Source organism: Tateyamaria sp. Alg231-49 (genome assembly GCF_900143535.1).
Lineage (GTDB): Bacteria > Pseudomonadota > Alphaproteobacteria > Rhodobacterales > Rhodobacteraceae > Tateyamaria.
In genome coordinates this window covers 425,400-447,717 of sequence record NZ_FRFA01000001.1, presented here as the reverse complement: position 1 = coordinate 447,717, position 22,318 = coordinate 425,400, and the positions used below count along the sequence as shown (strand labels likewise).

At 58.2% G+C, this 22,318-nt stretch carries 19 protein-coding genes; 10 read left to right on the top strand and 9 right to left on the bottom strand.

The features are described from left to right. Window positions 1-10: 10 nt before the first annotated feature. From DHN60_RS02145 to DHN60_RS02125, 5 genes are all read left to right on the top strand, one after another. On the top strand, window positions 11-787 hold the full coding sequence (locus DHN60_RS02145) for an SDR family oxidoreductase (RefSeq protein WP_108835600.1): 777 nt from the start codon (window positions 11-13) through the stop codon (window positions 785-787). 276 nt (window positions 788-1,063) lie between these two features. After that, window positions 1,064-2,950: an excinuclease ABC subunit UvrC gene (uvrC, locus tag DHN60_RS02140; protein WP_108835599.1), complete on the top strand. Its 1,887-nt coding sequence runs from the start codon at window positions 1,064-1,066 to the stop codon at window positions 2,948-2,950. 70 nt (window positions 2,951-3,020) lie between these two features. Then, window positions 3,021-3,680, top strand: coding sequence for a CDP-diacylglycerol--glycerol-3-phosphate 3-phosphatidyltransferase (gene pgsA, locus DHN60_RS02135; RefSeq protein ID WP_108835598.1), 660 nt, complete (start codon window positions 3,021-3,023; stop codon window positions 3,678-3,680). Window positions 3,681-3,685: 5 nt separating this feature from the next. Further along, a complete protein-coding gene (gene moaD, locus DHN60_RS02130; protein ID WP_108835597.1) occupies window positions 3,686-3,931 on the top strand; it encodes a molybdopterin converting factor subunit 1 in 246 nt (81 codons plus the stop codon). Window positions 3,932-3,937: 6 nt separating this feature from the next. Next, entirely contained in the window at window positions 3,938-4,378 is a 441-nt protein-coding gene (locus tag DHN60_RS02125) for a molybdenum cofactor biosynthesis protein MoaE (protein ID WP_108835596.1), read from the top strand. 166 nt (window positions 4,379-4,544) lie between these two features. Here DHN60_RS02125 and DHN60_RS02120 read toward each other — a convergent pair whose 3' ends face one another. The 3 genes from DHN60_RS02120 to ubiA all read right to left on the bottom strand — a co-directional run bounded on the left by DHN60_RS02120 (window position 4,545) and on the right by ubiA (window position 7,792). Beyond that, complete coding sequence (locus tag DHN60_RS02120; RefSeq protein WP_108835595.1) at window positions 4,545-4,871, bottom strand: hypothetical protein; 327 nt, start codon at window positions 4,869-4,871, stop codon at window positions 4,545-4,547. After that, the gene (locus DHN60_RS02115; protein ID WP_108835594.1) at window positions 4,864-6,768 is read right to left on the bottom strand and encodes an OmpA family protein; all 1,905 of its coding nucleotides are present in this window, start codon (window positions 6,766-6,768) and stop codon (window positions 4,864-4,866) included. The genes DHN60_RS02120 and DHN60_RS02115 overlap by 8 nt, the downstream gene beginning before the upstream one ends. Before the next feature lie 61 nt (window positions 6,769-6,829). Next, window positions 6,830-7,792: a 4-hydroxybenzoate octaprenyltransferase gene (gene ubiA / locus DHN60_RS02110; protein ID WP_108835593.1), complete on the bottom strand. Its 963-nt coding sequence runs from the start codon at window positions 7,790-7,792 to the stop codon at window positions 6,830-6,832. Window positions 7,793-7,803: 11 nt separating this feature from the next. Between ubiA and DHN60_RS02105 the strand changes: the two genes are divergently transcribed. The 4 genes from DHN60_RS02105 to DHN60_RS02090 all read left to right on the top strand — a co-directional run bounded on the left by DHN60_RS02105 (window position 7,804) and on the right by DHN60_RS02090 (window position 11,723). Further along, complete coding sequence (locus DHN60_RS02105; protein ID WP_108835592.1) at window positions 7,804-8,529, top strand: 16S rRNA (uracil(1498)-N(3))-methyltransferase; 726 nt, start codon at window positions 7,804-7,806, stop codon at window positions 8,527-8,529. Next, window positions 8,526-9,389, top strand: a complete 864-nt coding sequence (locus DHN60_RS02100) for a GNAT family N-acetyltransferase (protein WP_108835591.1) — start codon at window positions 8,526-8,528, stop codon at window positions 9,387-9,389. Before DHN60_RS02105 ends, DHN60_RS02100 begins: the two co-directional genes overlap by 4 nt. A 195-nt stretch (window positions 9,390-9,584) precedes the next feature. Further along, window positions 9,585-10,121 carry a hypothetical protein gene (locus tag DHN60_RS02095; RefSeq protein WP_108835906.1) on the top strand — a complete coding sequence of 179 codons (537 nt, stop codon included), beginning with the start codon at window positions 9,585-9,587 and terminating at the stop codon, window positions 10,119-10,121. A gap of 231 nt (window positions 10,122-10,352) precedes the next feature. Continuing rightward, window positions 10,353-11,723, top strand: coding sequence for a glutamate--cysteine ligase (locus DHN60_RS02090; RefSeq protein ID WP_108835590.1), 1,371 nt, complete (start codon window positions 10,353-10,355; stop codon window positions 11,721-11,723). A 4-nt stretch (window positions 11,724-11,727) separates the two neighbouring features. Here DHN60_RS02090 and DHN60_RS02085 read toward each other — a convergent pair whose 3' ends face one another. From DHN60_RS02085 to pyrC, 4 genes are all read right to left on the bottom strand, one after another. Beyond that, the gene (locus tag DHN60_RS02085) at window positions 11,728-12,339 is read right to left on the bottom strand and encodes a DUF805 domain-containing protein (protein WP_159089083.1); all 612 of its coding nucleotides are present in this window, start codon (window positions 12,337-12,339) and stop codon (window positions 11,728-11,730) included. Between the two features lie 364 nt (window positions 12,340-12,703). After that, window positions 12,704-13,012: a hypothetical protein gene (locus DHN60_RS02080; protein ID WP_306415965.1), complete on the bottom strand. Its 309-nt coding sequence runs from the start codon at window positions 13,010-13,012 to the stop codon at window positions 12,704-12,706. Continuing rightward, on the bottom strand, window positions 13,009-13,623 hold the full coding sequence (plsY, locus tag DHN60_RS02075) for a glycerol-3-phosphate 1-O-acyltransferase PlsY (RefSeq protein ID WP_108835588.1): 615 nt from the start codon (window positions 13,621-13,623) through the stop codon (window positions 13,009-13,011). The genes DHN60_RS02080 and plsY overlap by 4 nt, the downstream gene beginning before the upstream one ends. 18 nt (window positions 13,624-13,641) lie before the next feature. Then, window positions 13,642-14,946 carry a dihydroorotase gene (gene pyrC, locus DHN60_RS02070; RefSeq protein ID WP_108835587.1) on the bottom strand — a complete coding sequence of 435 codons (1,305 nt, stop codon included), beginning with the start codon at window positions 14,944-14,946 and terminating at the stop codon, window positions 13,642-13,644. Between the two features lie 559 nt (window positions 14,947-15,505). Between pyrC and DHN60_RS02065 the strand changes: the two genes are divergently transcribed. Next, complete coding sequence (locus tag DHN60_RS02065; RefSeq protein WP_108835586.1) at window positions 15,506-17,059, top strand: AMP-binding protein; 1,554 nt, start codon at window positions 15,506-15,508, stop codon at window positions 17,057-17,059. A 296-nt stretch (window positions 17,060-17,355) separates the two neighbouring features. Here DHN60_RS02065 and DHN60_RS02060 read toward each other — a convergent pair whose 3' ends face one another. Next, the gene (locus tag DHN60_RS02060; RefSeq protein WP_108835585.1) at window positions 17,356-19,980 is read right to left on the bottom strand and encodes a hypothetical protein; all 2,625 of its coding nucleotides are present in this window, start codon (window positions 19,978-19,980) and stop codon (window positions 17,356-17,358) included. Window positions 19,981-19,992: 12 nt separating this feature from the next. Further along, complete coding sequence (locus tag DHN60_RS02055; RefSeq protein ID WP_108835584.1) at window positions 19,993-22,314, bottom strand: hypothetical protein; 2,322 nt, start codon at window positions 22,312-22,314, stop codon at window positions 19,993-19,995. Window positions 22,315-22,318: the final 4 nt, after the last annotated feature.

Here is a 22,318-nt window from a genome sequence, read left to right as displayed (position 1 = left end):
GGGTGCGAGCATGCGCGCACTTGTGACAGGGGCCGGGCACCGATTGGGGCAGGCCATGGCGGTTTATCTTGCGGGGCGCGGCTATGATGTGGCCGTGCATTACGCCAGTTCGGACAAAGGGGCGCTTGAAACCGTCGCGCAGATCGAGGCCAAGGGACAGCGCGGCGTTGCATTGCAGGCCGATCTGCTAGACGAGGGCGCAACCCAAGGCCTATTTGGGCGCGCCGTAGACGCCCTTGGCGGGCCAATCACGTGCCTCGTTAACAATGCCTCAATCTTTGAATACGACACAGTCGAAACCGCAACGCGAGCAACGTGGGATCGCCACATGGACAGCAACCTGCGCGCGCCTTTTGTGCTGACCCAAGCCATGGCCGCCCAAGGGTTGCAGCCAAGCCGCGATGATATGGGCGAACCCGTCGCCGCCGGACTGATCCTTAACATGGTCGATCAACGGGTGCGTAAACTCACGCCCGAATTCATGACCTACACGTTGGCCAAAATGGGATTGTGGGCATTGACCCAAACAAGCGCGCGTGCGTTGGCCCCAGTTATCCGCGTCAACGCGATTGGTCCCGGGCCCACCCTGCAAGGGGGGCGGCAAAGCGCGGAACATTTCGCCGCCCAACGCGCCGCGACCGTGCTGGAGCGGGGATCGAACCCCGCCGATATCGTCGCAGCACTTGGCTATTTCCTCGATGCGCCGGGGATCACCGGGCAGCTTTTGTGCGTGGATGGCGGGCAGCATCTGGCGTGGGAAACGCCGGACGTTGTAGGGGTGGAATAGGTGACCTCCAGTCAAGTTTTGCACCGACGTAATCTTCGTTACAAAAGCGTTACAAAAATGTCTTTAAGTTCAAACACTTGACAGATCATCAAAATTTAACGCAGTAAAATCAATAGCTTATTTTATTGCCTAAAAAATAGGCAGATCGGAGAAGCGCCCAAAAAACAACGAAAAATTGCAAAGGCTCAGAACTTATCTCCAGACTTATCCACAGTATCCGTGGATGCAAGATAGCTTGAAACCGCACGTCAATCATTGCAGCGAATGCCGAATCGAATGGACCCGACGCCCGAAACCTCACAGCCCCAACGAGAGCCGCCCGCGCCAGTGGGCCACGGCGTTGTGCAAGGCTATCTCAAAACTCTCGACTCTTCGCCCGGCGTGTATCGCATGCTCGACCGGGAAAGCAGGGTCTTGTACGTTGGCAAGGCGCGCAATCTTCGGGCGCGGGTGTCCAACTACGCGCGACCCGCAGGGCATAGCCCCCGCATCGCTCGCATGATTTCCATGACCGCCTCGATGATGTTCCTGACCACACGGACAGAGACCGAGGCGTTGCTGCTTGAACAAAACCTGATCAAGCAGCTCAAGCCCAAGTTCAACGTGCTGCTGCGTGACGACAAAAGCTTTCCCAACATTCTGGTCACCGGCGATCACCCCTTTGCCATGATCAAAAAGCATCGCGGCGCGAAAAAGGAAAAGGGTGCATATTACGGCCCCTTCGCCAGTGCAGGTGCAGTCAACCGGACGCTAAACCAGTTGCAGCGCGTGTTCCTGCTGCGCAATTGTTCGGATTCGATGTTTTCGACCCGCACGCGGCCCTGCCTGCAATATCAGATCAAGCGGTGTTCGGGGCCATGTGTTGGGCTGATCTCTGAAGAAGACTATGCCAAGACGGTCAAGGACGCAGAACGCTTTTTGTCAGGCCGCAGCACGGACATTCAGGCAGAGCTGGCCGGGCAAATGCAAAAGGCCTCCGAAGAGATGGAGTTCGAACGCGCGGCTGCCCTGCGCGACCGTATCCGCGCAATGACGCAGGTTCAGTCGGCTCAGGGGATCAATCCCCGCAATGTGGAAGAAGCGGACATTGTCGCTCTGCATCTGGAACAAGGACAGGCCTGCGTGCAGGTGTTTTTCATCCGGGCGGGCCAGAACTGGGGCAACCGCGACTTTTACCCCCGTGTGGGTGCAGATGTGGACGACGCCGAGGTGCTCGAGGCGTTTCTGGGCCAGTTCTATGACACCAAGGAACCGCCCCGACAGTTGATCCTGTCCAATGAGATTGAGAACCCTGATCTGATGGCCGAGGCGCTCAGTGGCAAGCTGGGTCGCAAGGTGGAATTGCTCGTGCCGAAACGCGGTGAAAAGCTGGAACTGGTGGACAGCGCCCTGCGCAACGCCCGCGAAAGTCTTGCCCGCAAAATGGCCGAAAGCGCGACACAGACGAAGCTGCTCAAGGGGTTGGCAGACGCGTTTGATCTGTCGGCACCGCCCGAGCGGATTGAGGTCTATGACAACTCTCACATTCAGGGCACCAACGCAGTGGGCGCGATGATCGTGGCTGGCCCCGAAGGATTCATGAAAAACAGCTACCGCAAGTTCAACATCAAGGGCGACGATCTGACGCCCGGTGATGACTTTGGCATGATGAAAGAGGTGCTGCACCGTCGCTTCAAACGCTTGCTGAACGAGGACCCGGACCGCGAAAAAGGTATGTGGCCTGACCTGTTGCTGATTGACGGCGGGGCCGGGCAGGTGAGTGCGGTGCGCGAGATCATGGCCGAGCACGGTGTGGAAGACATCCCGATGGTCGGCGTCGCCAAAGGCGTGGATAGAGACGCTGGCAAAGAAGAATTTTACCGTACAGGCAAACGCCCTTTTGCGCTGCGACACAACGATCCGGTGCTTTATTTCGTACAGCGGATGCGGGATGAGGCGCACCGCTTTGCCATCGGCACACACCGGGCCAAACGCGCCAAGTCCAACATGAAGAACCCGCTGGATGACATTCCGGGCGTCGGTGCTGCGCGAAAACGCGCTCTGCTTGCGCATTTCGGGTCCGCCAAGGCGGTTGGGCGCGCAAATTTGGCTGATCTCAAGGCGGTTGAGGGGGTGTCAGAGGGGCTGGCGCAGAAGGTCTATGATTTTTTCCATGACACCTGAACCCGCGCGTAAGGCGCTTGTATGTCTGCGCCCCCTTCCTGCGCTTTGCGGAACGCGATAGAGATTGGCTATGACGTGGACCATTCCAAATATCCTCACCGTATTACGCTTGCTTGCAGCGCCACTTGTGGCCGTGATGTTCCTTTATTTCACACGGCCCTACGCGGATATTTTTGCTGTGATCCTATTTGTGGGGGCGGCCATTACAGATTGGTTTGACGGCTATCTGGCGCGGGCCTGGGGCCAGCAGACACGGCTGGGCACGATGCTGGATCCGATCGCGGACAAGGCAATGGTGGTCATCGCGCTGATGGTGATCGTGGCCTTTTCCTCATGGTCCCCGTGGCTGGTCCTGCCGGCCACAATGATCCTGTTTCGCGAGGTGTTCGTGTCAGGCCTGCGCGAGTTCCTGGGTGATACGGCGGGCACTCTGAAGGTGACCCAACTGGCAAAGTGGAAGACGACGCTGCAGATGGTCGCCATCGCAGTATTGTTCTCTCAAGGGGTTTTCGAACATTACTTTGGCATGTCCATATGGGGCATGGACGAGACAATGGTGTCGGCCATCCTGAATGGGGATGAGCCTGATCTGCAGGGTCTGGGCTGGAAGCTGGCGGGTGCGCAATGGGCTGGACGCGTTGGTTTGTGGCTCTTGTGGATTGCGGCCCTTCTGACCCTGATCACCGGCTGGGACTATTTCCGCAAAGCGACGCCATACCTGAAAGGATAAGTGCGATGGATGTCCTCTATTTTGCCTGGGTGCGCGAGCGCATCGGTCTGCCACGCGAAACGGTGCACAGTGAAGCGGCTACAGTGATGGAGCTGGTAAAGGAACTGCGGGCCCGCGAAGACCGCTATGCCGCTGCTTTCGCTGACGTTTCAGCCTTGCGCGTCGCGGTGGATCAGCAGCTGACCGAATTTGACGCCTCGCTGGATGGTGTGCGCGAAGTCGCATTCTTTCCGCCCATGACTGGGGGATAGAGACGCGTGCGTATCGTTGTGCAAGAGGCGCCCTTTGATCTGGGGGCTGAGGCGGCTCTTTTTGCTAAGGGATGCACGGAATCCGGCGCTATCGTGACCTTCACCGGCATTGTGCGCGATGTGGCAGGCGGGCTTGAGACCATGGAGATCGAGCACTACCCTGGCATGACGGAAGCCGCGCTTGCGGGCATCGCTCAGGAGGCCATGACCCGCTGGGCGCTAGAGGATGCACTGGTCATTCACCGCCACGGTGCGTTGGCGCCACACGAGATGATCATGATGGTCGCCACCGCCGCACCGCACCGCAAAGACGCGTTCGAGGCGGCAGAATTCTTGATGGACTATCTCAAATCACGTGCTCCGTTCTGGAAACGGGAAGTGACGTCGCAACGGGCCGAGTGGGTCGCTGCCAAAGATGCAGACGAGGACGCGCTGAAACGGTGGTAGCGTGATCTAAAGGGCGCGCTGCGCGCGACGCCTTTTTATCGATAGCAGGACGAGGGGGCTCTGCCCCCGTCGCTGCGCGACTCCCCCGGGATTTTTTAAATCAGAGAAGTTGATTGGGCGGGTGCTGTTTGTCCTGTTAGGCAGACGTTTTGTTCATCCCTGCGCCTCAGCTGGCTTGTTGTCGTTCGATCCAGGCGCGCAGCTCTTCTGCTTCGTGGCGCGCGTCGCGCAATCCGTCCATTGCGGCACGCAATTCGGCTTCTGTCTGCGAAAGTTGGTTGGTCAGTTCCGCCTCGCGTTGTTGCAGGTAGGTGATCGCCTGATCGCGAGTCTCTTCGGCTTCGTGCAGCTCCTGGCTCATCCGATCCAGTTCGGCCACATCGCCTGCTGCAACGCGGGTAAAGCGGTGGATCAGCCAGTTGGCAAACCAGCCCAGACAAAACGCCACGAACAGAACGATGGCTGTCGCAATGACAAACTCGGCTCTACTCATCACTCTGTCCTGACTCGTCTTCACTCGGGACTTCTGTATCGCCTGAACTGGCCACAGATTCCAGCGTTGTTTCACCCTCAGGCAGGCTGGGTTTTGGGCGGATCAGTTTAAATTCTATGCGACGGTTGGCCTCGCGCCCCTCTTCGGTGTCATTGTCGGCGATAGGAACAGTTTCGCCGTAGCCCACGGCATCAAACGACGCCGTCAACACCCGACGCGCGCGTAACTCATTTAGAACCGATTGCGCCCGAGTCTGACTGAGGTTCAGGTTCATCTCTTCGCGCCCCTGACTGTCTGTGTGCCCTTGTATCTCCAGCGGGATGCTGCCGCAAAGTTTCAGGATTTCGGCGATGTCGTCCATCGTGCCAAGAGCACTGGCGTCAATCGTCGCGTTGCCGGGTTCGAAGGTGATCTTGGAGACCGCCACAATTTCGGCAATCTCGGCCTCACATTGATCTGGTGTGGGGACTGCGGCCACGGGATCCAGCTTTTCCTTGTAAGCCACGCGGATGTCGAATGTCGTGGCATCCCCCAGTTTTGAGGCCAAAAGAGAGGCAATGTTCGTGCTCGCTTCGGGGTTGCCGGTGTTTCCAGCCACGACCAGCGTCTCGGGCGTCACGGTCACCGCTCCGTTGGACAGTTGCGCAAGGGCCTCAAGCCCGGTCAGGACGCGCACAGGCCATGACGCGGGCAGATCGTCGACCAGACGCGTCGCAGTATAGACGTTGTCAGAGCCGAAGGCCGCTTTGGCATAGCTGTCCGCGACGTTGCGCAGATTTTCATCCGACAACCGCCCGCGCAGTTGCACAAGGCCTTCAGGGCTGAGCGTGGCGACAAATTCGGGTGGGCCTTGGTTTGGATCCACTGTCTCAGGCAGAATCGCTGTCAGAGAAAAGACGGCAGGCAGGCGGTTTTCCAGCTCACCAATCACCCGATCAAATTCGCCCTGAGCCGTGCCTTCAGCCGCCACAAGGGTCACATCCGCATCGGAAAAAGTGACCGAGCCTGCGCCCAGTTCGTTCAGGGCGGATATCGCTTGCCCAACGGCGCGCCCCCAGTTCTTGCTGGGGACACCCATGCCTACGGTGCATTTTGCGCTGCCTTGTAGCCCTGCGGCTTCGGCAGCGGCGATGATGCGTTCGCGGGTGGTGTCAGTGTCTGCCGAGCAGGCGTCAAAGCGGGTGCTGATCTCATCTTTTACCAGCCGCAGTGTAAAGGGCGTGATCACGGGGCGCGGCGCAGCGACGTCCATCGTCAATTGCAGGCCCGGCGGGCTCGCGCGTTGCAGGTTGCGCTCAAGGCGCGCTTTTTCCTGAGCACTGTCGGTGATGGCGGTGATGCTGACACGTCCGGCTTCGACCGACACCTTGGCCCGGGACAGTTGTTCGATGGCGATCAGGGCAAAGCCAATAGCGTCTTCCCAGCCCGGCGGGGCAGGATAATCAGCGGTTTCAAGCAGATCCGTGACTGGCAAGCGCGCGCTGATGCCGCGCACGCGCCCCAACAGGGCCTCGCGGTCCGTAGAGGTCGGCAATAGCCCAATGATCGACAGGCCTGCATCGTTGCGCAGAATTTCGGCGGAAAATCTGGGCGGGGCGATCGCTGCGGCGGCTTCAACCTCCATATCGTCGATCACCCGGGCCGCATCGACCACCGTGCCTGCGGCCGACAGTGCCGCAAAACGCACCGCCTCAGTTGGCGCGATCCCGGCCAACGTGACTTGCAAGCCGTCCGCCTGAACTTCGGCCCATGTCAGTTCGCGTTCGTCCAATGCTTGGCGCACGCCGATTTCCGAGCTTTCCTCGATCAGTTTTACCGACATGTTCGCCGCGATCAGCGACAAAAGTGCCGCGACAAAAAAAGTGCCGACAACAGTGAGCAGCGAAGAGAGGCGCATATGCGGGCCTTTGCCTGGGGACGTGCCCGACAGACTTAAGCCTGTCGCGCGCGCGTTTCAATCACACGAACAGGGCTGCGCAAAAAAACAGCAGCGGGATGATGCCGGTGTCTCGGTTTGACCGGAAGAGTTGCAGGCATTTGGCCGGGTTTTCGATGTCGAGTCCGCGCAATTGCCACGCCATATGCCAGCCCATCGCCCATGGCCCGCCAAGGGCAAGGACCATTGCCATAACCGATGCGTCATCAATCGCCGCAAAGATCACCGCAATCCCCATGAGGCCTACTGTGGCCATCAAAAAACGTCGCAACCACGCGGCCGTCTGCTCTCCGAACAGCCGCGCGGTGGATTTAACCCCGATCAGCGCGTCGTCTTCGGTGTCCTGATGCGCATAGATGGTGTCGTAAAACAGCGTCCATGCAATTCCTGCGAGGTACAGAACGACGGCCGGAGCCTCCAGCGCGCCGGTATGAGCCGTCCACGCGAGCAGCGCGCCCCAATTGAATGCAAGCCCAAGGAACACCTGCGGCCACCACGTGAACCGTTTGGCGAAGGGGTAGATGGCGACGGGCAACAGGGCAAGGATACCCAAGAGGATTGCGTTCACATAGAACGTCAGCAGGATGCCAAATGCCAACAGTGACTGCACGCACATCCAAACCACGGCCCCTTTGACACTGACCTGACCCGCAGGGATGGGCCGCGACCGCGTGCGTTCGACCTGCCCGTCAAAGTCGCGGTCTGTAATGTCGTTCCACGTGCATCCCGCCCCCCGCATCAGCCACGCGCCCGCTGCACAGCCAATGGCGATCCATGCGTCCTGCCAACCCATCTGCTGGTCGTGGATGATGGCAAGGGCCAGTCCCCACCAACACGGCAGCAACAACAGCCACGTGCCTATCGGGCGATCTGCGCGCGATAGGCGCAAGTAGGGGCGCGTTGAAGCCGGGGCATAAAGGTCCACCCAGTTGCGGTCTTCCGCGTCAGCAACCTGACCATCTGGTACAGGAGACGTGTTGGTCATATGAAGGCCTTATGGTTACGCCGAAAATCCGCCTTTATGTAGAGCACCCTTTGGGGCAGGGGCAATCCGTGCCGTTGTCGCGGGAGCAGGCGCATTACCTATTTGGGGTAATGCGGCTGGCCGTTGGGGGTGCTGTCGCTCTGTTCAACGGGCAAGATGGCGAATGGCATGCAGACGTGACCGAGGCGGGCAAGCGCGGCGGAGTGCTTACATGTGTTGCGCAGACACGGGCCTTGCAAATGCCGCCCGACCTTTGGCTGCTCTTTGCCCCGATCAAGAAGGCGCGCACGGATTTCATCGTGGAAAAGGCCGCCGAAATGGGTGCGCGGCGGATTCTGCCTGTGCAAACTGACTTTACCAATGCAGGCCGGGTGCAGCGCGACCGGCTCCAAGCCCACGCGGTTGAGGCTGCCGAGCAATGCGGTGGGACATACGTTCCGCAAGTGGCAGAGATGATCAAACTGGATCGTGCATTGGCCGATCTGGGTGATCGTGCTCTGATGTTCTGTGACGAGGGTTTGGCTGGGGCCGAGGACCCCTCCGCCTTGCCGGATACTCCCGGGCCCTGGGCGATCCTGATCGGTCCGGAGGGCGGGTTTTCGGACAAGGAACGCAATCGACTGCACGCGCTGGACACTGCCCACGCCGTCGCCCTCGGGCCGCGTATATTGCGCGCGGACACAGCGGCCGTTGCTGCAATGACCCTGTGGCAACGCCAGCTTGGGGATTGGCAATGACTGATTTGCGGCGCGCAATGCCTCAGGACGCAGAGGCGATGGAGGTGTTTTTGGCGCAATTCGCGGCCACATCCATGTTCTTGCGCAGCAACCTTGCCGCGCACGGCACTGATGAACAAACGCACCCGCATGGGACGACCTTCTTTCTGACGACAGAAAGACAAGAGATCACCGGCATTTTTGGGATCAGCAATGGCGGCTACCTTATGGCGCAAGCCCCGGACGCGCCGCCCGAAGACTGGGATGCCTTTGCCGCAGCAATCAAAGGACGAAAGGTGGCGGGTATGACGGGTCGACCCATTCAGGTGGCGGCCTGCCTTTCCGCGACCGGGCTGACGCTTGGGCCGTGGGCAGTGTTGGCGGACGAGCCTCTTTACCACCTGACTCTGACGGACTTGGCAGACGTGCCCGGGACAGTGCGCACACCCGCCGAAAAAGACCGGGCGTTGCTTGAGGCGTGGTTCACGACCTATGCGTTGGACACTGAGCAGGCAGAGCCGGGTGATGGACCGACAGAGTGGGCCAAAGCGCGCGCAGGCGCTGCCATAGGCAGCGATGATGTTGTGATCCTTGAAGAGAACGGGACGCCGCTTGCCATGGCCGGGATCAACGCCCGCCTGCCTGATATCGTGCAAGTGGGCGGCGTCTTTACGCCCGATGGGATGCGCGGAAACGGCTATGCTCGGCGCGCCACTGCGGGGTTGCTTCGGCAGTGCGGAGCCCAAGGGGTGACGCAATCGGTGCTTTTTGCCCACAACGCAGTTGCCGCGCGGGCCTACGAGGCGTTGGGTTTCCAACATGTGGGAGAGTACCGCGTGGCGCTGTTGGCCACACCGCGTGTGGTCGGCGAACCGGAATAGACCAGCAAAGGTGGGTGGGCGGCGCTGTCAGATACCCATCTGTCGGGGCGATATCCGCATTCCACCAAGGCGGGTCGCTTTGCCCTTTGACTTCCAATGGCAAAAGTAGATCTTTTGCCTTGCGCCACAAAAGGGACTGCGCAGGCGGCACTCGAATGCCTATATTTGCAACATGCATGTAAGAAAGTGGTTCAAATGACGTTCTTCCGACCCGAAGCCAAAGCAGCGCTATGGCGCTGGCGTGAAGTGCTGTTTGGCATTGCCTTGGCTGTTCTCGCGCTGTGGTGGTTGGCTGGGCCGGGCGGGCTCTTGGGCTATCTCGCGCCGGTGCTGCTGGTCGGGGCAGGTGCGCTGATCATGGTGGGTCTGCAACGCGGTCGCTTTCGCTCTGCGGGCGTAGGCCTTGGAACTGTGCAGGTGGACGAAGGGCAGGTGACCTATTTTGGGCCACTCACCGGCGGCGCCGTTGCCCTGCGAGAGATGTCGCGGCTGACACTGGACGGGGCGCAACGGCCCGCGCACTGGCGGCTGGAACAGCAAGGGCAGCCAGCACTCATGATCCCGGTTGATGCAGACGGCGCGGATGCTCTGTTTGATGCATTCGCCAGCCTGCCTGGGCTCAAGACTGAGCATATGCTGTCGCAATTGCGCGCAGCCCCGGCGACACCCGTGGTGATCTGGCAACGGAGCGCACCCGGCCTTGCACAAATGCAACCGCTCGGGCGCGCCTGAGGACAGGTCCGCGCCAAAGCATGGCGCAGCAGCGATGCGCTGGCCACGACACGTTTGTGATGCGCGGATGCGCGGTGCAAGTTTGTGGTGCGCGTATCCGCGCCGCAAGTTGTTGGTGCGCGTATCCGCGCAACATCTCGTGATCCAGCGCACCGTCCTCACACATTGACACCCCGTCCAAATCGCACCATCCCTTAGGTTCGAATTTCAGGCATTTGCGGAGCACGCCCCATGTCCATTCCTCAGTCCGGCGGCGGGCCCATCGAACACCACGACCAACTTGCCGGTTTCATGGAAAGCGGGTGCAAGCCAAAAGAAGACTGGCGCATCGGCACCGAGCACGAAAAGTTCGGCTATTGCACCGACACTCTGAAACCGCTCCCCTTCGAGGGGCCACGATCTATCGAGGCGATCCTTGGCAGCTTGCGCGACCGACACGGGTGGAGCGAGTTGCGCGAAGGCGGCAAACTCACCGGGCTCGAAAAGGGGATGTGCAATATCAGCCTCGAACCCGGTGGCGCGCTGGAATTGGCCGGGGCACCACTTGAGACGATCCATGAGACCTGTGACGAGGTGAACCAACACCTCAGCGAGGTTAAGGACGTCTGCGAAAGTCTGGGAGCCGGCTTTATCGGCCTCGGAGCCGCCCCGCACTGGCTGCATGAAGATATGCCACTGATGCCCAAGGGCCGCTACAAGCTGATGGATGCCTACATGGGCCGCGTCGGCACCATGGGACGGACCATGATGCGGCGGACCTGCACGGTGCAAGTGAACCTTGATTTTGCGACCGAAGCCGACATGGTGCAAAAAATGCGCGTCGCCATCGCGTTGCAACCTGTGGCGACCGCGCTGTTCGCAAGTTCTCCGTTCTTTGAGGGGAAGCTAAACGGGCACAAATCCTGGCGCAGCCGTGTTTGGCGGGATCTGGACCCGGCGCGCACAGGCATGGTGCCGTTTGTGTTCGACGAAGATTTTGGGTTCGAACGTTGGGTGCAATACGCGCTCGATGTGCCGATGTACTTTGTTTACCGCGATGGCAAATACATTGACGCGCTGGGCATGTCCTTTCGCGATTTTATGGCCGGGAAACTGCCCGCATTGCCAGGTGAAACCCCGACGCTCAGCGACTGGGCCGATCACATGACGACGGCCTTTCCCGAGGCGCGGGTGAAAAAGTTCATCGAGATGCGCGGCGCAGACGGTGGGCCTTGGCGGCGACTGTGCGCGCTGCCCGCGTTCTGGGTGGGGCTGATGTATGACCAGACGGCGCTGGACGCCGCATGGGATCTCGTCAAAGGGTTGGATGCTGAAACCCGCGAAGGGCTGCGCGTTGCCGCGTCGGTCGATGGGCTTCAGGGCGAGGCAAACGGGATCAAGATGCAGGATTTGGCCCGCGAAGCAGTGGCGATTTCACGTGCGGGTTTGGTGTCGCGCGCGCGTCCCGGGGCCGGGGGGCTGATCCCGGATGAAACCCACTTTCTCAACGAACTTGAGGCCAGTTTGGAATCCGGTCAGACGCTGGCGGATGAACTGATCGCACATTACCACAACGACTGGGATGGTGACGTCACGCGTGTGTTCGAGGCCTATTCGTACTGACGCACTATTCGGCCACAATCGGTCCTTTACCCAGCACGCGCCGCTCGTAGAGGGCGCGTACCTCGGCCTTGCGCGCGGCCAGCACTTCGGGCGTGGGTTGTTCTTTGATCTTGTCGAGAACGGCATAGCCTTGCATCGGGTCGTGCTTGCGCTGTGCAGCAAGGCCACCACCGCCCGCACGCGGCTTGGGCGAAGGCATGCCACCACCACGCTGGAACGGGCCCGGGCCATGAATGTTGGTGTCAGCCTCTGATGGGAGAAGGGTCAGAACAAAAACGACCAAGCCACCCACGATTGGGACGAAATACATCAGGTAAAAGAACCCCGACAGTCCCACATCATGCAAGCGGCGTATGGTTACGGCCATGCGAGGAATAAACGTGATCAGCATGTAATACGTCAGCATAAAGTCGAGAGGACTGAGCGCCAGCAACGCGGTTTCGTTCCAGGCCGCAGCGTTCAGTGTGCTGACGACAAGGGAGGTGTCAATCGCAAAGGCGGCCCCGCCCACGAGGACTTCAAACAGGAAAAACCACCAGAATTCTGGGCGCGTCGCGCGGCCTGAAAATTTGAAATAGCCTGCAAAGACTGAGTTGATCGCTTCAAAAAAACCCATAACGGTGCTGCCCTCTTCGTGTCGGCATTGATTGTTCATGCACGTTATGAGTGTGTATTGAGGCGCGACTGTGACGGTTTCTGTGCGATGTCGTGGCGGCGCTTGTGGCCCCGTGCACCGAGTTACTGTGGCAGTGTTGGTTGGCGTGTTTTTTCTGATATTGGACAGGATCGAATGCGCATGCCGGGCCAATCCGCATGTGGTGCACTCAACTCAGCCAAGGGCAGAAAGTGCCTGCACATGCGTCGGCAAAACGTGGCGCCGGACAAAGACGCGGGCTATGGGCTCATATGTCTGATGGGTGTGTGCGGCAGCAAAGTCGGTAAACAAACCCTTGATGTAGGCGCGCCGTTCACTCTTGGTGTCACGGTGCCAATTGGGGCCGGTCCACCAGTTGAACCGACGTGTCTGATTGCTCTTGGTCGACTGACAAGCCCAGCACAAAGGTGACAACCTTCGCCTTTGGCATCTCGCAGGGTTTCAGCACGCCACCAGCCGCCAGATCATACCAGTTGAGGCTGATGTAATCTGTACCACCCAGTTCTTCGGCCACCAGCTTGACAGCGCGCCCCCCTGAGAATGCCGATTTCGTCACCACATAACGCCGCCCCGCCGCGCGCCCGTTAAAGGTACCGACAGGCAAGGCGTGCAATGCGGCCTCAAAGGGGGTCACTGGCTCTTTTTGCCGATCTTCGGTTCAGTGCCTGCCTTGATCCGCGCAATGTTGGCGCGATGACGCCAGAAGATCAGCAATGTAAGGATCGCACCCAGAACCAACGCGTCTGGTCGACCAAGGAACATCATCAGAAAGGTCGATGCTGCCGCGGCCACCAGCGCCCCCATGGACGAGATACGGAACAGGCCCGCCCCGATCAGCCACGCGATGCACGCACCCAACCCCACAGGCCATGCCAGCGCCAGCAACAGGCCCAGAAATGTCGCGACGCCTTTACCGCCCTGAAACTTGAGCCAGACGGGATAGCAGTGCCCGATCATCGCAGCGAGGCCGGCCAGTTGGGCTGCATCCTCTGCACCCGTGGCATAGCGCGCCAAAAGCAGCGCTGCCGCTCCTTTTGCCGCGTCCAACAGCAGGGTAAGGGCAGCAGCCAGTTTGTTGCCCGTGCGCAAGACGTTTGTGGCCCCGATATTGCCGGATCCGATCTCGCGCAGGTTGCCAAGGCCCATGACGCGCGCCAGCACCATACCGAACGGTATGGAGCCGAGCGCATAGCCGATGACTGCCCAGAGCAGCAGGATGGTCGTCGGGGTTTCAATCAGCGGCATGTGCCAAGCCTTTGATATCTATTGTTTTTGATAGACGGACTTGCCCGCCACGTAGGTCGCGAGAACTTTACCCTGCATCCGCGCCCCGTCAAAGGGGGTGTTGCGCGATTTGGAATGTAGTGTGGCCCGATCCATCACAAAGGGCGCGTGCGGGTCAAACAGGACAAGGTCCGCCGGAGCGCCAGGGGCAAGACGTCCGCAATCCAGTCCCAACCGCTTGGCCGGGTTCAGCGACATCGCCCGCCACAGCTGCGGCAGAGTGATGTGATCACTGTGGAACAGGCGCATGGCGGCAGGCAGCAGAGTTTCCAGCGCGACAGCGCCCGAGGCCGCCGCCTCGAAGGGCAGGCGTTTGCTTTCTTCGTCTTGCGGGGTGTGCATGGACGAAATCACGTCGATCAGACCGGACGCCACCGCTTGGGCAATGGCGAGGCGGTCTTCTTCGTCCCTCAGCGGCGGCTTGATCTTGAAGAAGGTGCGGTAGTCCGCAACGTCCAGCGCATTCAGTGTGAGGTGGTGGATCGAGGTGCCTGCCGTGATGTCGAACCCGTTCTGCTTGGCCCGCTCCAGCGGTGGCAGCGCGCGCGCTGCGGTGATCTGGTCCGCATGATACTTTGCGCCCGTCATCTCGATCATTGCGATGTCGCGGTCGAGCCCCATCCGCTCGGCCATGGGCGAAACGCCGGAGAGACCACGCAAGCTCGCAAATTTGCCAGAGGTTGCCGCTGCCCCGGCAGATAGACCGGGATCCTGAGGGTGGCCCAGCACCAGCGCCCCAAGGCTGCGGGCATAGGTTAACGCCCGTCCGAACACCTTTGTGTCGCCGACCACATGGTCGCAATCGGTGAAGGCGACGGCGCCTGCGTCCAGCAGAAACCCGATTTCGGTCATCTCGCGACCCGCACGCCCTTTGGTCAATGCGGCCATGGGCAGAACGTTGACCGGCGCGGCCTCGCGGGCACGCCGGATGACAAATTCGAGGGCCTCGGGATTGTCGATCACGGGGTCGGTGTCGGGGCGTGTGACCATGGTGGTGACACCGCCAGCAGCGGCCGCGAGTCCAGCGGAACCAAAGCTTTCCTTGTGGCGCTCACCCGGTTCGCAGACCTTTACCCCGATATCAACGATGCCGGGGGCGAGGTGTTTACGGTTGCAGTCAATGACGTGGTCGAAGTTGACAGGCGCCAACGTGTCTTCATCAAGATCAGTATTTTGCGTTAAGACGTCTGCAATCTTTCCGTTGCGGACGACCACCGCACCAGAGGTGACGGTGCCCGCTTCGGGGTCGATCAGCTTGGCGTTCGTGAACAGGGTCGTGCTCATGCAGCCTCGTGCCCTACGGCTGTGAGAGTAGGAAAGATAGCCATGACATTCCTCAATCTGGACCCTTCTGCGTTGTCGGGCAAAGTGCAGGGATTGTCCAGAGACAGGCCTGCCAGTGGTGCGCCCAAAGAGGGGCGATGCGGCAAAAGACAGGATGCACCCCGGGGAGGTGCAAAGTCACGAAAGATCAACGGGGCGTCCGTGCCTTGGACGGGGGCAGGTGGGGCTGTGCTTTGTATTTAGGGCGCCCGAGTGTGGCCCGATGGCAGCTTGCGGTCCACCCCAAACGCTCGTTGTCTGAATGGCGGGGGCGTGTCTTTAGTTTACAGAATTGTCTGCCAGCCCGCATAGTATCGCATTACGTGAATTCCCGTATTCGCTTTGAGAGTCTGAAAGGACACTGAGCTCTTACAGCCTGTTAAAGGCCGCAAAACTCGTGAAAACATGCGACATTTGATCAAGGGTGGCGACAATGCCGGAACACCTTAGATCCAGAGACATCCAAAAAGCGATCTGCTAGCTTATCAGTGGCGCTACAATCCAGCGCCAGGGAGCCCAAATGAGCGTAGCCGACAGTTTCGAACCCGCTTTCGTCACCGACTTTGAAACGCGACTGAGTTGCAAGGATTTCGAAACACGCGCTTCTCAAGGGGCAGCCGCATTAAAAGCGCTCAGTGCCGGAGAAGATGTTCCGGTTGCGATCATTATGCGAAACGATCTCACACAACTCGAAATCATGCGCGCTGCGGCCTTGTCTGGAACAGTTATCGTCGCACAAAACTGGCATGCGGCGGGCGATGAAGTTGCAGATATTTGTGACGATAGCGGCGCAGATATCGTGATTATACATCGCGACCTAATTGAAAACGTCGGCACAGCTCTTGAGGGGCGCCAAGTCATTGGCGTTCGCCCCAACAACACTCTGCGCCTTGCGTTTGGAATTGATCCCGAGCAGGCGAATTACGGCGACCAGTATCCAGAATGGGACACGTTGCGGCAAGCGCAGGACCCGATAACACAGCGCTCGGCGATGCGCCCTTTGTTGCGGTATACTTCCGGGTCAACCGGAAAACCCAAAGGTGTGCGACGTCTGCAACCCGGCGTACGCAAGAATTTCGAAGACGTTCTGCATCGGGTCGCGGATGAAATGCTACAGCTAAAGCCGGGCGCAAAGTTCTTCACCGCGGCCCCCATCTATCACTCCGCACCCTCTACGCTGACAAGTGCTGCGTTGGTGACACCAGAAGTCTCAACTCTTGTCGCGCCCCGATTTGACCCCGAGGGGTTTCTTGCCACGATTGAAGCCGAACAAGTGACCCACATCTACCTCGTTCCGACAATGATGAGCCGGATGCTCAAGCTGCCCGAAGAGGTGCGCAACAGGTATGACGTTTCGTCGGTAGAGTTTTGCGTTTCGACAGGGTCCCCATGGTCCCACGAACTGAAAGTCGCGATGATTGATTGGTGGGGGCCGGTTTTCTGGGAAAGCTACGGCGCGACAGAGATCGGGTTTATGACGATGGTTTCCTCAGCCGAAGCGCTCGAAAGGCCGGGGACCGCCGGTCGGATGCAATTGGGCGGATCGGTATTGATACTGGATTCGGAAGGCCAAGAGCGACCGCCCGGTGAAGTCGGCGAAATTTATGCGCGTTTGGATGCTTTCGGAGGATTTGATTATTCAAATGATCCGGATGCGCGCGCCGACGTCGAGAAACATGGACACTACTCTGTCGGTGACCTTGGATGGCTTGATCAGGACGGATACCTGTTCATCACTGATCGCAAGAAAGATATGATCATCTCGGGCGGTGCAAACATATTCCCGGCAGAAATCGAAGGTGTGCTCCTACGGGCGCCCTTTATCTATGACGTCGCCGTCTTTGGTGCCCCTGACCCCGAATTCGGCGAGCAAGTTGTCGCGGCGATACAGCCTGCCGATGGGTGGGCGCCGAACGCACGCGACGTGTTGGAATTCCTTGACGGAAAGCTCGCCCGCTTCAAATTCCCCCGAATTGTCGATTTCCACGCGGCATTGCCGCGCGAGGACAGTGGCAAAGTTTTTAAGCCAAGGCTTCGAGAGCCATATTGGAAAGACGAGACGCGGCAAATCTGAATTGAAATGGGCGGCGTGTTCGGTCTCAAACAGACCTGTGGTTATGCAGTATCGAACCCCGCCAAGGGGGAACCTTTCTACTGGGGGCACCGACTGCGGACAAATTCGGCCCCTCAAGGCAACGTTGCAACCTGCGTTACCGGCCTTCGCCGCAAATGCAAAATCTGGGTGGGGTGCAATTCGCGGTAGGTGCGGGCCGCCCAGCCACTTGCAATTGGCCGGCGCGCCAATCCTTTAGAAGAACCGCGATGGGCAAAGCCCCGCACGGTAAACGACGGACCATTTGGTCCTCAGGGTTAGATCATGAGCCATGGTTGTGCGGTTTCGATTTTCTTACACTCATCCATTTTCAGCTTTGCCTTGGCACTCATCGCATCGACGTAGCTGGCCATTTCGACGTGACGATTTCCGTCCACACCCATCACAGACAGTTTTGAAAACCCAACGCGAAGCTTTTCGGCAGTGATCGCAGGGGCCGACAGAACCGCAGGATCAGGTGCAACGGGACTGTCTGCAAAATCAGCAGGTTCCAGCGCCTTGTTCGCCTCCTGAGCTTCAACAATCGCGGCCTGCATCGCCTCTTCCAGTTTGACCAATTCTCCAAGAAGGACGTTGATTTTACTGACATCCATCTGCTTCAACTTCGGTTCTGCATTCGCGACCGCTGCGTTGAAATAGGCGATCCAACTGCGAAAGGTCAGTTCGGGATCACCACTTGGGTGCCACGCATCCCGCGGTGGAACAGAGCGCAGCAAGACAGGGTCATCGCGGTAGATCGTCTCCAGATATGTGACGACATCACTGACCTTTGCGTCTTTTTGCGCAAGGGTGCGCTCGTTCAACCCGCAACGGCGCATGGCTTCTTGGGCAATCGGATTGCCATCATCGATGGCCCCATACGCCATCGCATATTTCGACAAGGTTGGATTGGTGCGCAACGTCTTGCGAATGTTCTTGCGATCTTTTGGGTTGGACAGAGCTTTTTTATAGTCACGCCAGGCGCTTTCCATCTCTGCTATCTCGACGATCTTGGCGGCAACTTCGAGTGCGGCTGCAGCGGTGTCGGCCGAAGCGGAAACAACAAGCCCAACCGGAGCCGCTTGCCCGGCCAGTTTCATCGCTTCTCCGCACACCCGAACCGCGTCAATCGCAACCGTCAGGTTTGCTTGCAGGGCCTGCTTCTTTTGCAGCCCATACCGGTTCATCATGGCGTCCATCTGAACCGTCTGCGCCTTTCCAGCATCCGACACGTTGTCCATCCAGATCAGCAACTGCTGCGTATGCTTGATCGCTTCTGCAATGGAGTAGGCAAGCTGCTGTGCAGCAGCGACAAGCGACATTCCGGGCACAAGCTTCGAAACCAGATCAATGCCGCCCTTTGAGATCTTTCGAGACAGATCAAACATCTTTTGATTTCGAACCTGTACGGCAATCAGATGTTCCAGTGACTCAAGGCGTTTCAGCTCGGCTTGTTCGATCTCCTCGTCATCGCCGTCAGGATCGGCAAAACCATAAGCCATCATTTCGCCAAAGGCGCGGTCCTCGCGGCGCATGAATTCCTCAAAATCCTCGCGCTGAATGCGCGCAGCCTCTTCTGCTTGGGCAGCAAGCGCCTCGTCGCTGAATTTCTCCTTGATCTTGGCCTGTGCGGCACGCGCTTCTTTCGTATCTTCGGACAAGGATTCGTTGAGCTGTTCCAACGCGCCCTTGGCGCTTCCTACGATGCCCGGCAGTTGTTTGAATATCTCGCCCATGGCTTTGTTCGTATCGCCACTCTTGAGCAATTCAGCGATCTTTGGATCGTTCGCGAGTTTTGCGATCCCGTCGTGGATGTCTTTGCCCGAGGTTTTCAGACCTTCATCTTCTTCGGTTTTGTCGACACCTGAGAACCCGGTGAACACGGCAGTGGCAACTTCAAGCATTCCGCCTTTGTAATCGCCCTGAGCAAACTTCTTACCGGCCGAGCAAGACCGCAAGGCCACCTCGACGCTCGTATTGATCGCCTTGGCAAGGTCTTCATCCAGAACTTCGCTGAGCAACTTGCTCACATACATGTTCAGCCCGTCTATGACGGAAATCGCATCACGCTCCTTCAGAGCGCCTTTGACCATGGCCGAAGAAGAGGACATGCCCAACTCGACCCACCCCAGAATCTCTTTGGCTTCTTTTGCGTCCTTCACAACGTCAGATGACTTGGCGAGCGCGCCAGCAGCGGCCGTCAGATCAGCTCCGGCTGTGGCGAGTTTGATCAGGCCCTGACCGACGGCCATGCCATCTTCAAACTTGCGCATGAACTCCCCATGCTCGCCTAGTTCAGCGGTGTATTCCTGCAATCGCTCTTCATACAAAGCGTTGGCTTCCATGAAGGTACGATTGACCTCTGAATACTCATCCGGGACGAAATTTTCAGGAATGATGCCTTCGCGCTCCAGAGGTTTCCACAAATCCTCAGCAAGGCGTCGCCGCGCCTCCTTTTGGGCGTCAAGCTCTTCTGCTGTCGGCGGATCAGACAGCTCAGGCTCTTTGTAATAGTCGTTCTTCAACAACTCAGCCTGTACGATCAGGATCTTGCTGACTTCCGTTACGATCGCGCGCACCACATTGGGCGGGATATCCTTGGCTTGGGGCAGGTCATGCCAACTGTCGACCTCGGCCATCGGATCATGGCCGGGATCGAGCAGCGCCATTTTGTTCGATAAACCTACTTTTTCGCGCAGGATCGCCCGGAAGCCTTCGACTTTCATATCGATCTCTGTGCCCATCAGGGTTTGCTGGATGACCAGTTTCTGGCTTTCCAGTTGCTCGGCGATAACTTTGCGGCCTTCGTCACGTTTTACAGCCATCTCGCCAGCGTCTTTCGATGCTGCAACGGCGGTTACGGTCTTGGTCAGCCACGCTTCTTGTTTGTCATTATATGCCATGTCGTGTTTCCCTTAGATCCCGCGCAAAACTTCAAGTTCGATTTCGCGAAGACATTGATGGACCGGGCCTGCGAAATTTTTGCCACCTTCAAACGGTGCGCCGCCGGCGCAGACCTTTATCAACTGATCCCCCGGAACAACGTCGCGGTATGTCCGAACAAGCGCGAGAGCTTTTTCACGATTTGCCTTACGTTCGCCTTCGGGCGTCTTTTCTTCTTTGAGTTTGTCCGCAACCGCGTCAAACCCATCAGCTTCCATCCGGTCAGCTGCTGCTGATAACTGGTCTGAAAGTTTCTTGGCGCGCTCTTTTTCCTGAGAGCTGTCAGCGAGGTCGTTCACTTCCTTGCTCAGTTTAGTGACTTTCTCGAGGAACGCAGCATGCGCCTTTGACCAATTTTCGCCGATCTTGCCGAGTGAATCGTAGTCAAGCTTCGCAGGCTTTTTGATCGCATCCGCCAACCGATCTTTGGCAGCTTTCAACAACCGTTCACCATTTGCTGAATCGCCACCCTTCTTGGCCGCGTCCTTTGCTTGTTTCAGGGTGTTGGCGACCAAAGCCAGATCTTCAGGATGCGTTTTGAGTGCTGGGTTTTCCTTCTTGGCCGTTTTCAATTCTGACTCGAAGTCGGAAATGTTTGTCAGCAATTGCTGACGCGCCTTCTCTGCATCGCTTTTGCCTTCTTCTATCGACTTGTGCTCAGTCAGCAGTTCACCCAACAGAATATCCTTCTGATTGGTACCCTTTAGTCGCGCCAAAGCGTTGGCGATGTTTGAGCGTGCGTCGGCCAGTTTGGTTTCGACCGTCGATTCAAACGAGCGGTGTTCCTTGGTTGTGGTCCACGTTTTGCACAAGGCCAGATCGGATGCCATCGACCCTTGATAATTGGCCTTCTTTTCGCCCTTTGATTTGAGGAACGCCTGGAACTCCTTGTTCAAGGTCGCAAGCTCTTTCTCCAGAGCGCTGATCTCGGCCAATCGCAACTTTCGCCACTCTTGCTGTTCCTGCTCGTTCTTAACGGCTTCGCGCGTCTTCAGCTTGAGATCCAAAATGGCTTGCTGCGCGTCTTGCGGTGCCATCGACACCCACTCGCCATTCAAATCCGTCAATTCCTTTGTCAGGTTTGCCAGATCGGTTTGCCGGATCGCCTTCGACCCCAACCCCGATTTGAGGAGCGTTGCGATTTCTTTCAAGTTTTTCGAAGCGTGTGCATTGGTAACTTCAGCATTCTGCAAGTCGTGCAGCATGGCCTCTGCATCCGCCACCAACGTCTCAAGCGGCACCAACATCGCCGCGTTGCAGCCTACAAACAAAGTTGCTTCGCATTGCTGGATCAATCCCAGCAGTTGCGCTGTCTGCTCTTTCTTCAACTTTTTAAAATTGAGCGCGCCGCCGTTCTTGCGCAGGGCGGTGATACGCGCGCTAAGAGCTGCGGCATCTTCGTAGTACTGTTTGGTGTGAAGCGTTTTGATCTTCGTTGCGTCCTTTAACAAGGTTTCGCCCTCAGACTTCAGCGCCTCAAAGTCCTGAGAGGCGTCAGAACTCAACTTATAAAGCTTCTTGTAATCCCCGCGCAAAGTTGGCGCGTCCACATTGTCCCACCGTTCCAAGTCTTGAATAAGGGCGTCCGCCTCTCTCAGCAGCGCAAGCAGATCGCCTCTGGCCTTGCTGTTGTTGATCGAGTCGACCAAGTCGCTTGGGTTTTTCAGCAGATTGCCAAGATCAGCCTCGTGCTTGCGGCGTTTTACATCCCATGCATCGCGGATCTCTTTGATCTTGGCCTCTGCGGCATCAACATCATCCTCAATCTGTCCGGGAATCCGCTGGAGCGCTTGCAATGCACTGCCGTGATCGGCCGTAAATGCTTTTTCCTGCACCAGACCTAGCCCAGCGGAGTCTCCCAAACGGGCTTCAAACTTCGTGGCGACCTTTTCAAACTTTTCGCGCCCCGCGGTGCCTTCGGCCATCACGGCAGACGTCGCTTGCGACACCAGCAACAGGATCTGGCCTTTGGGCGTTGCGTTTTTGGCTTTGGACTTCGCGAGGTCCATCACAGCAGTAACCTGAAGTTCGACCTGCTGCATGGATTCAAACGCCGTACCAAGCGTCTTGAAGTCAGACACCGTTTTGTCGGCACCTTCCATCATCGACACCAAACCGGGCTTTTTGTCCGAGACGGTGTCAGGCAAGTTTGCGATTGCGCGCGCTACATTGTCTTTAAGCTGTAGGTAGGCTTCATACTTGCGCTGGCGTTCATCATTCTTCTTTTTGGAATTTCTGGCGTATTTGGATTTCTTCAGGTGTTTTTTGAAAAAATCTTCTTGTTCGGAGTTCATCGAT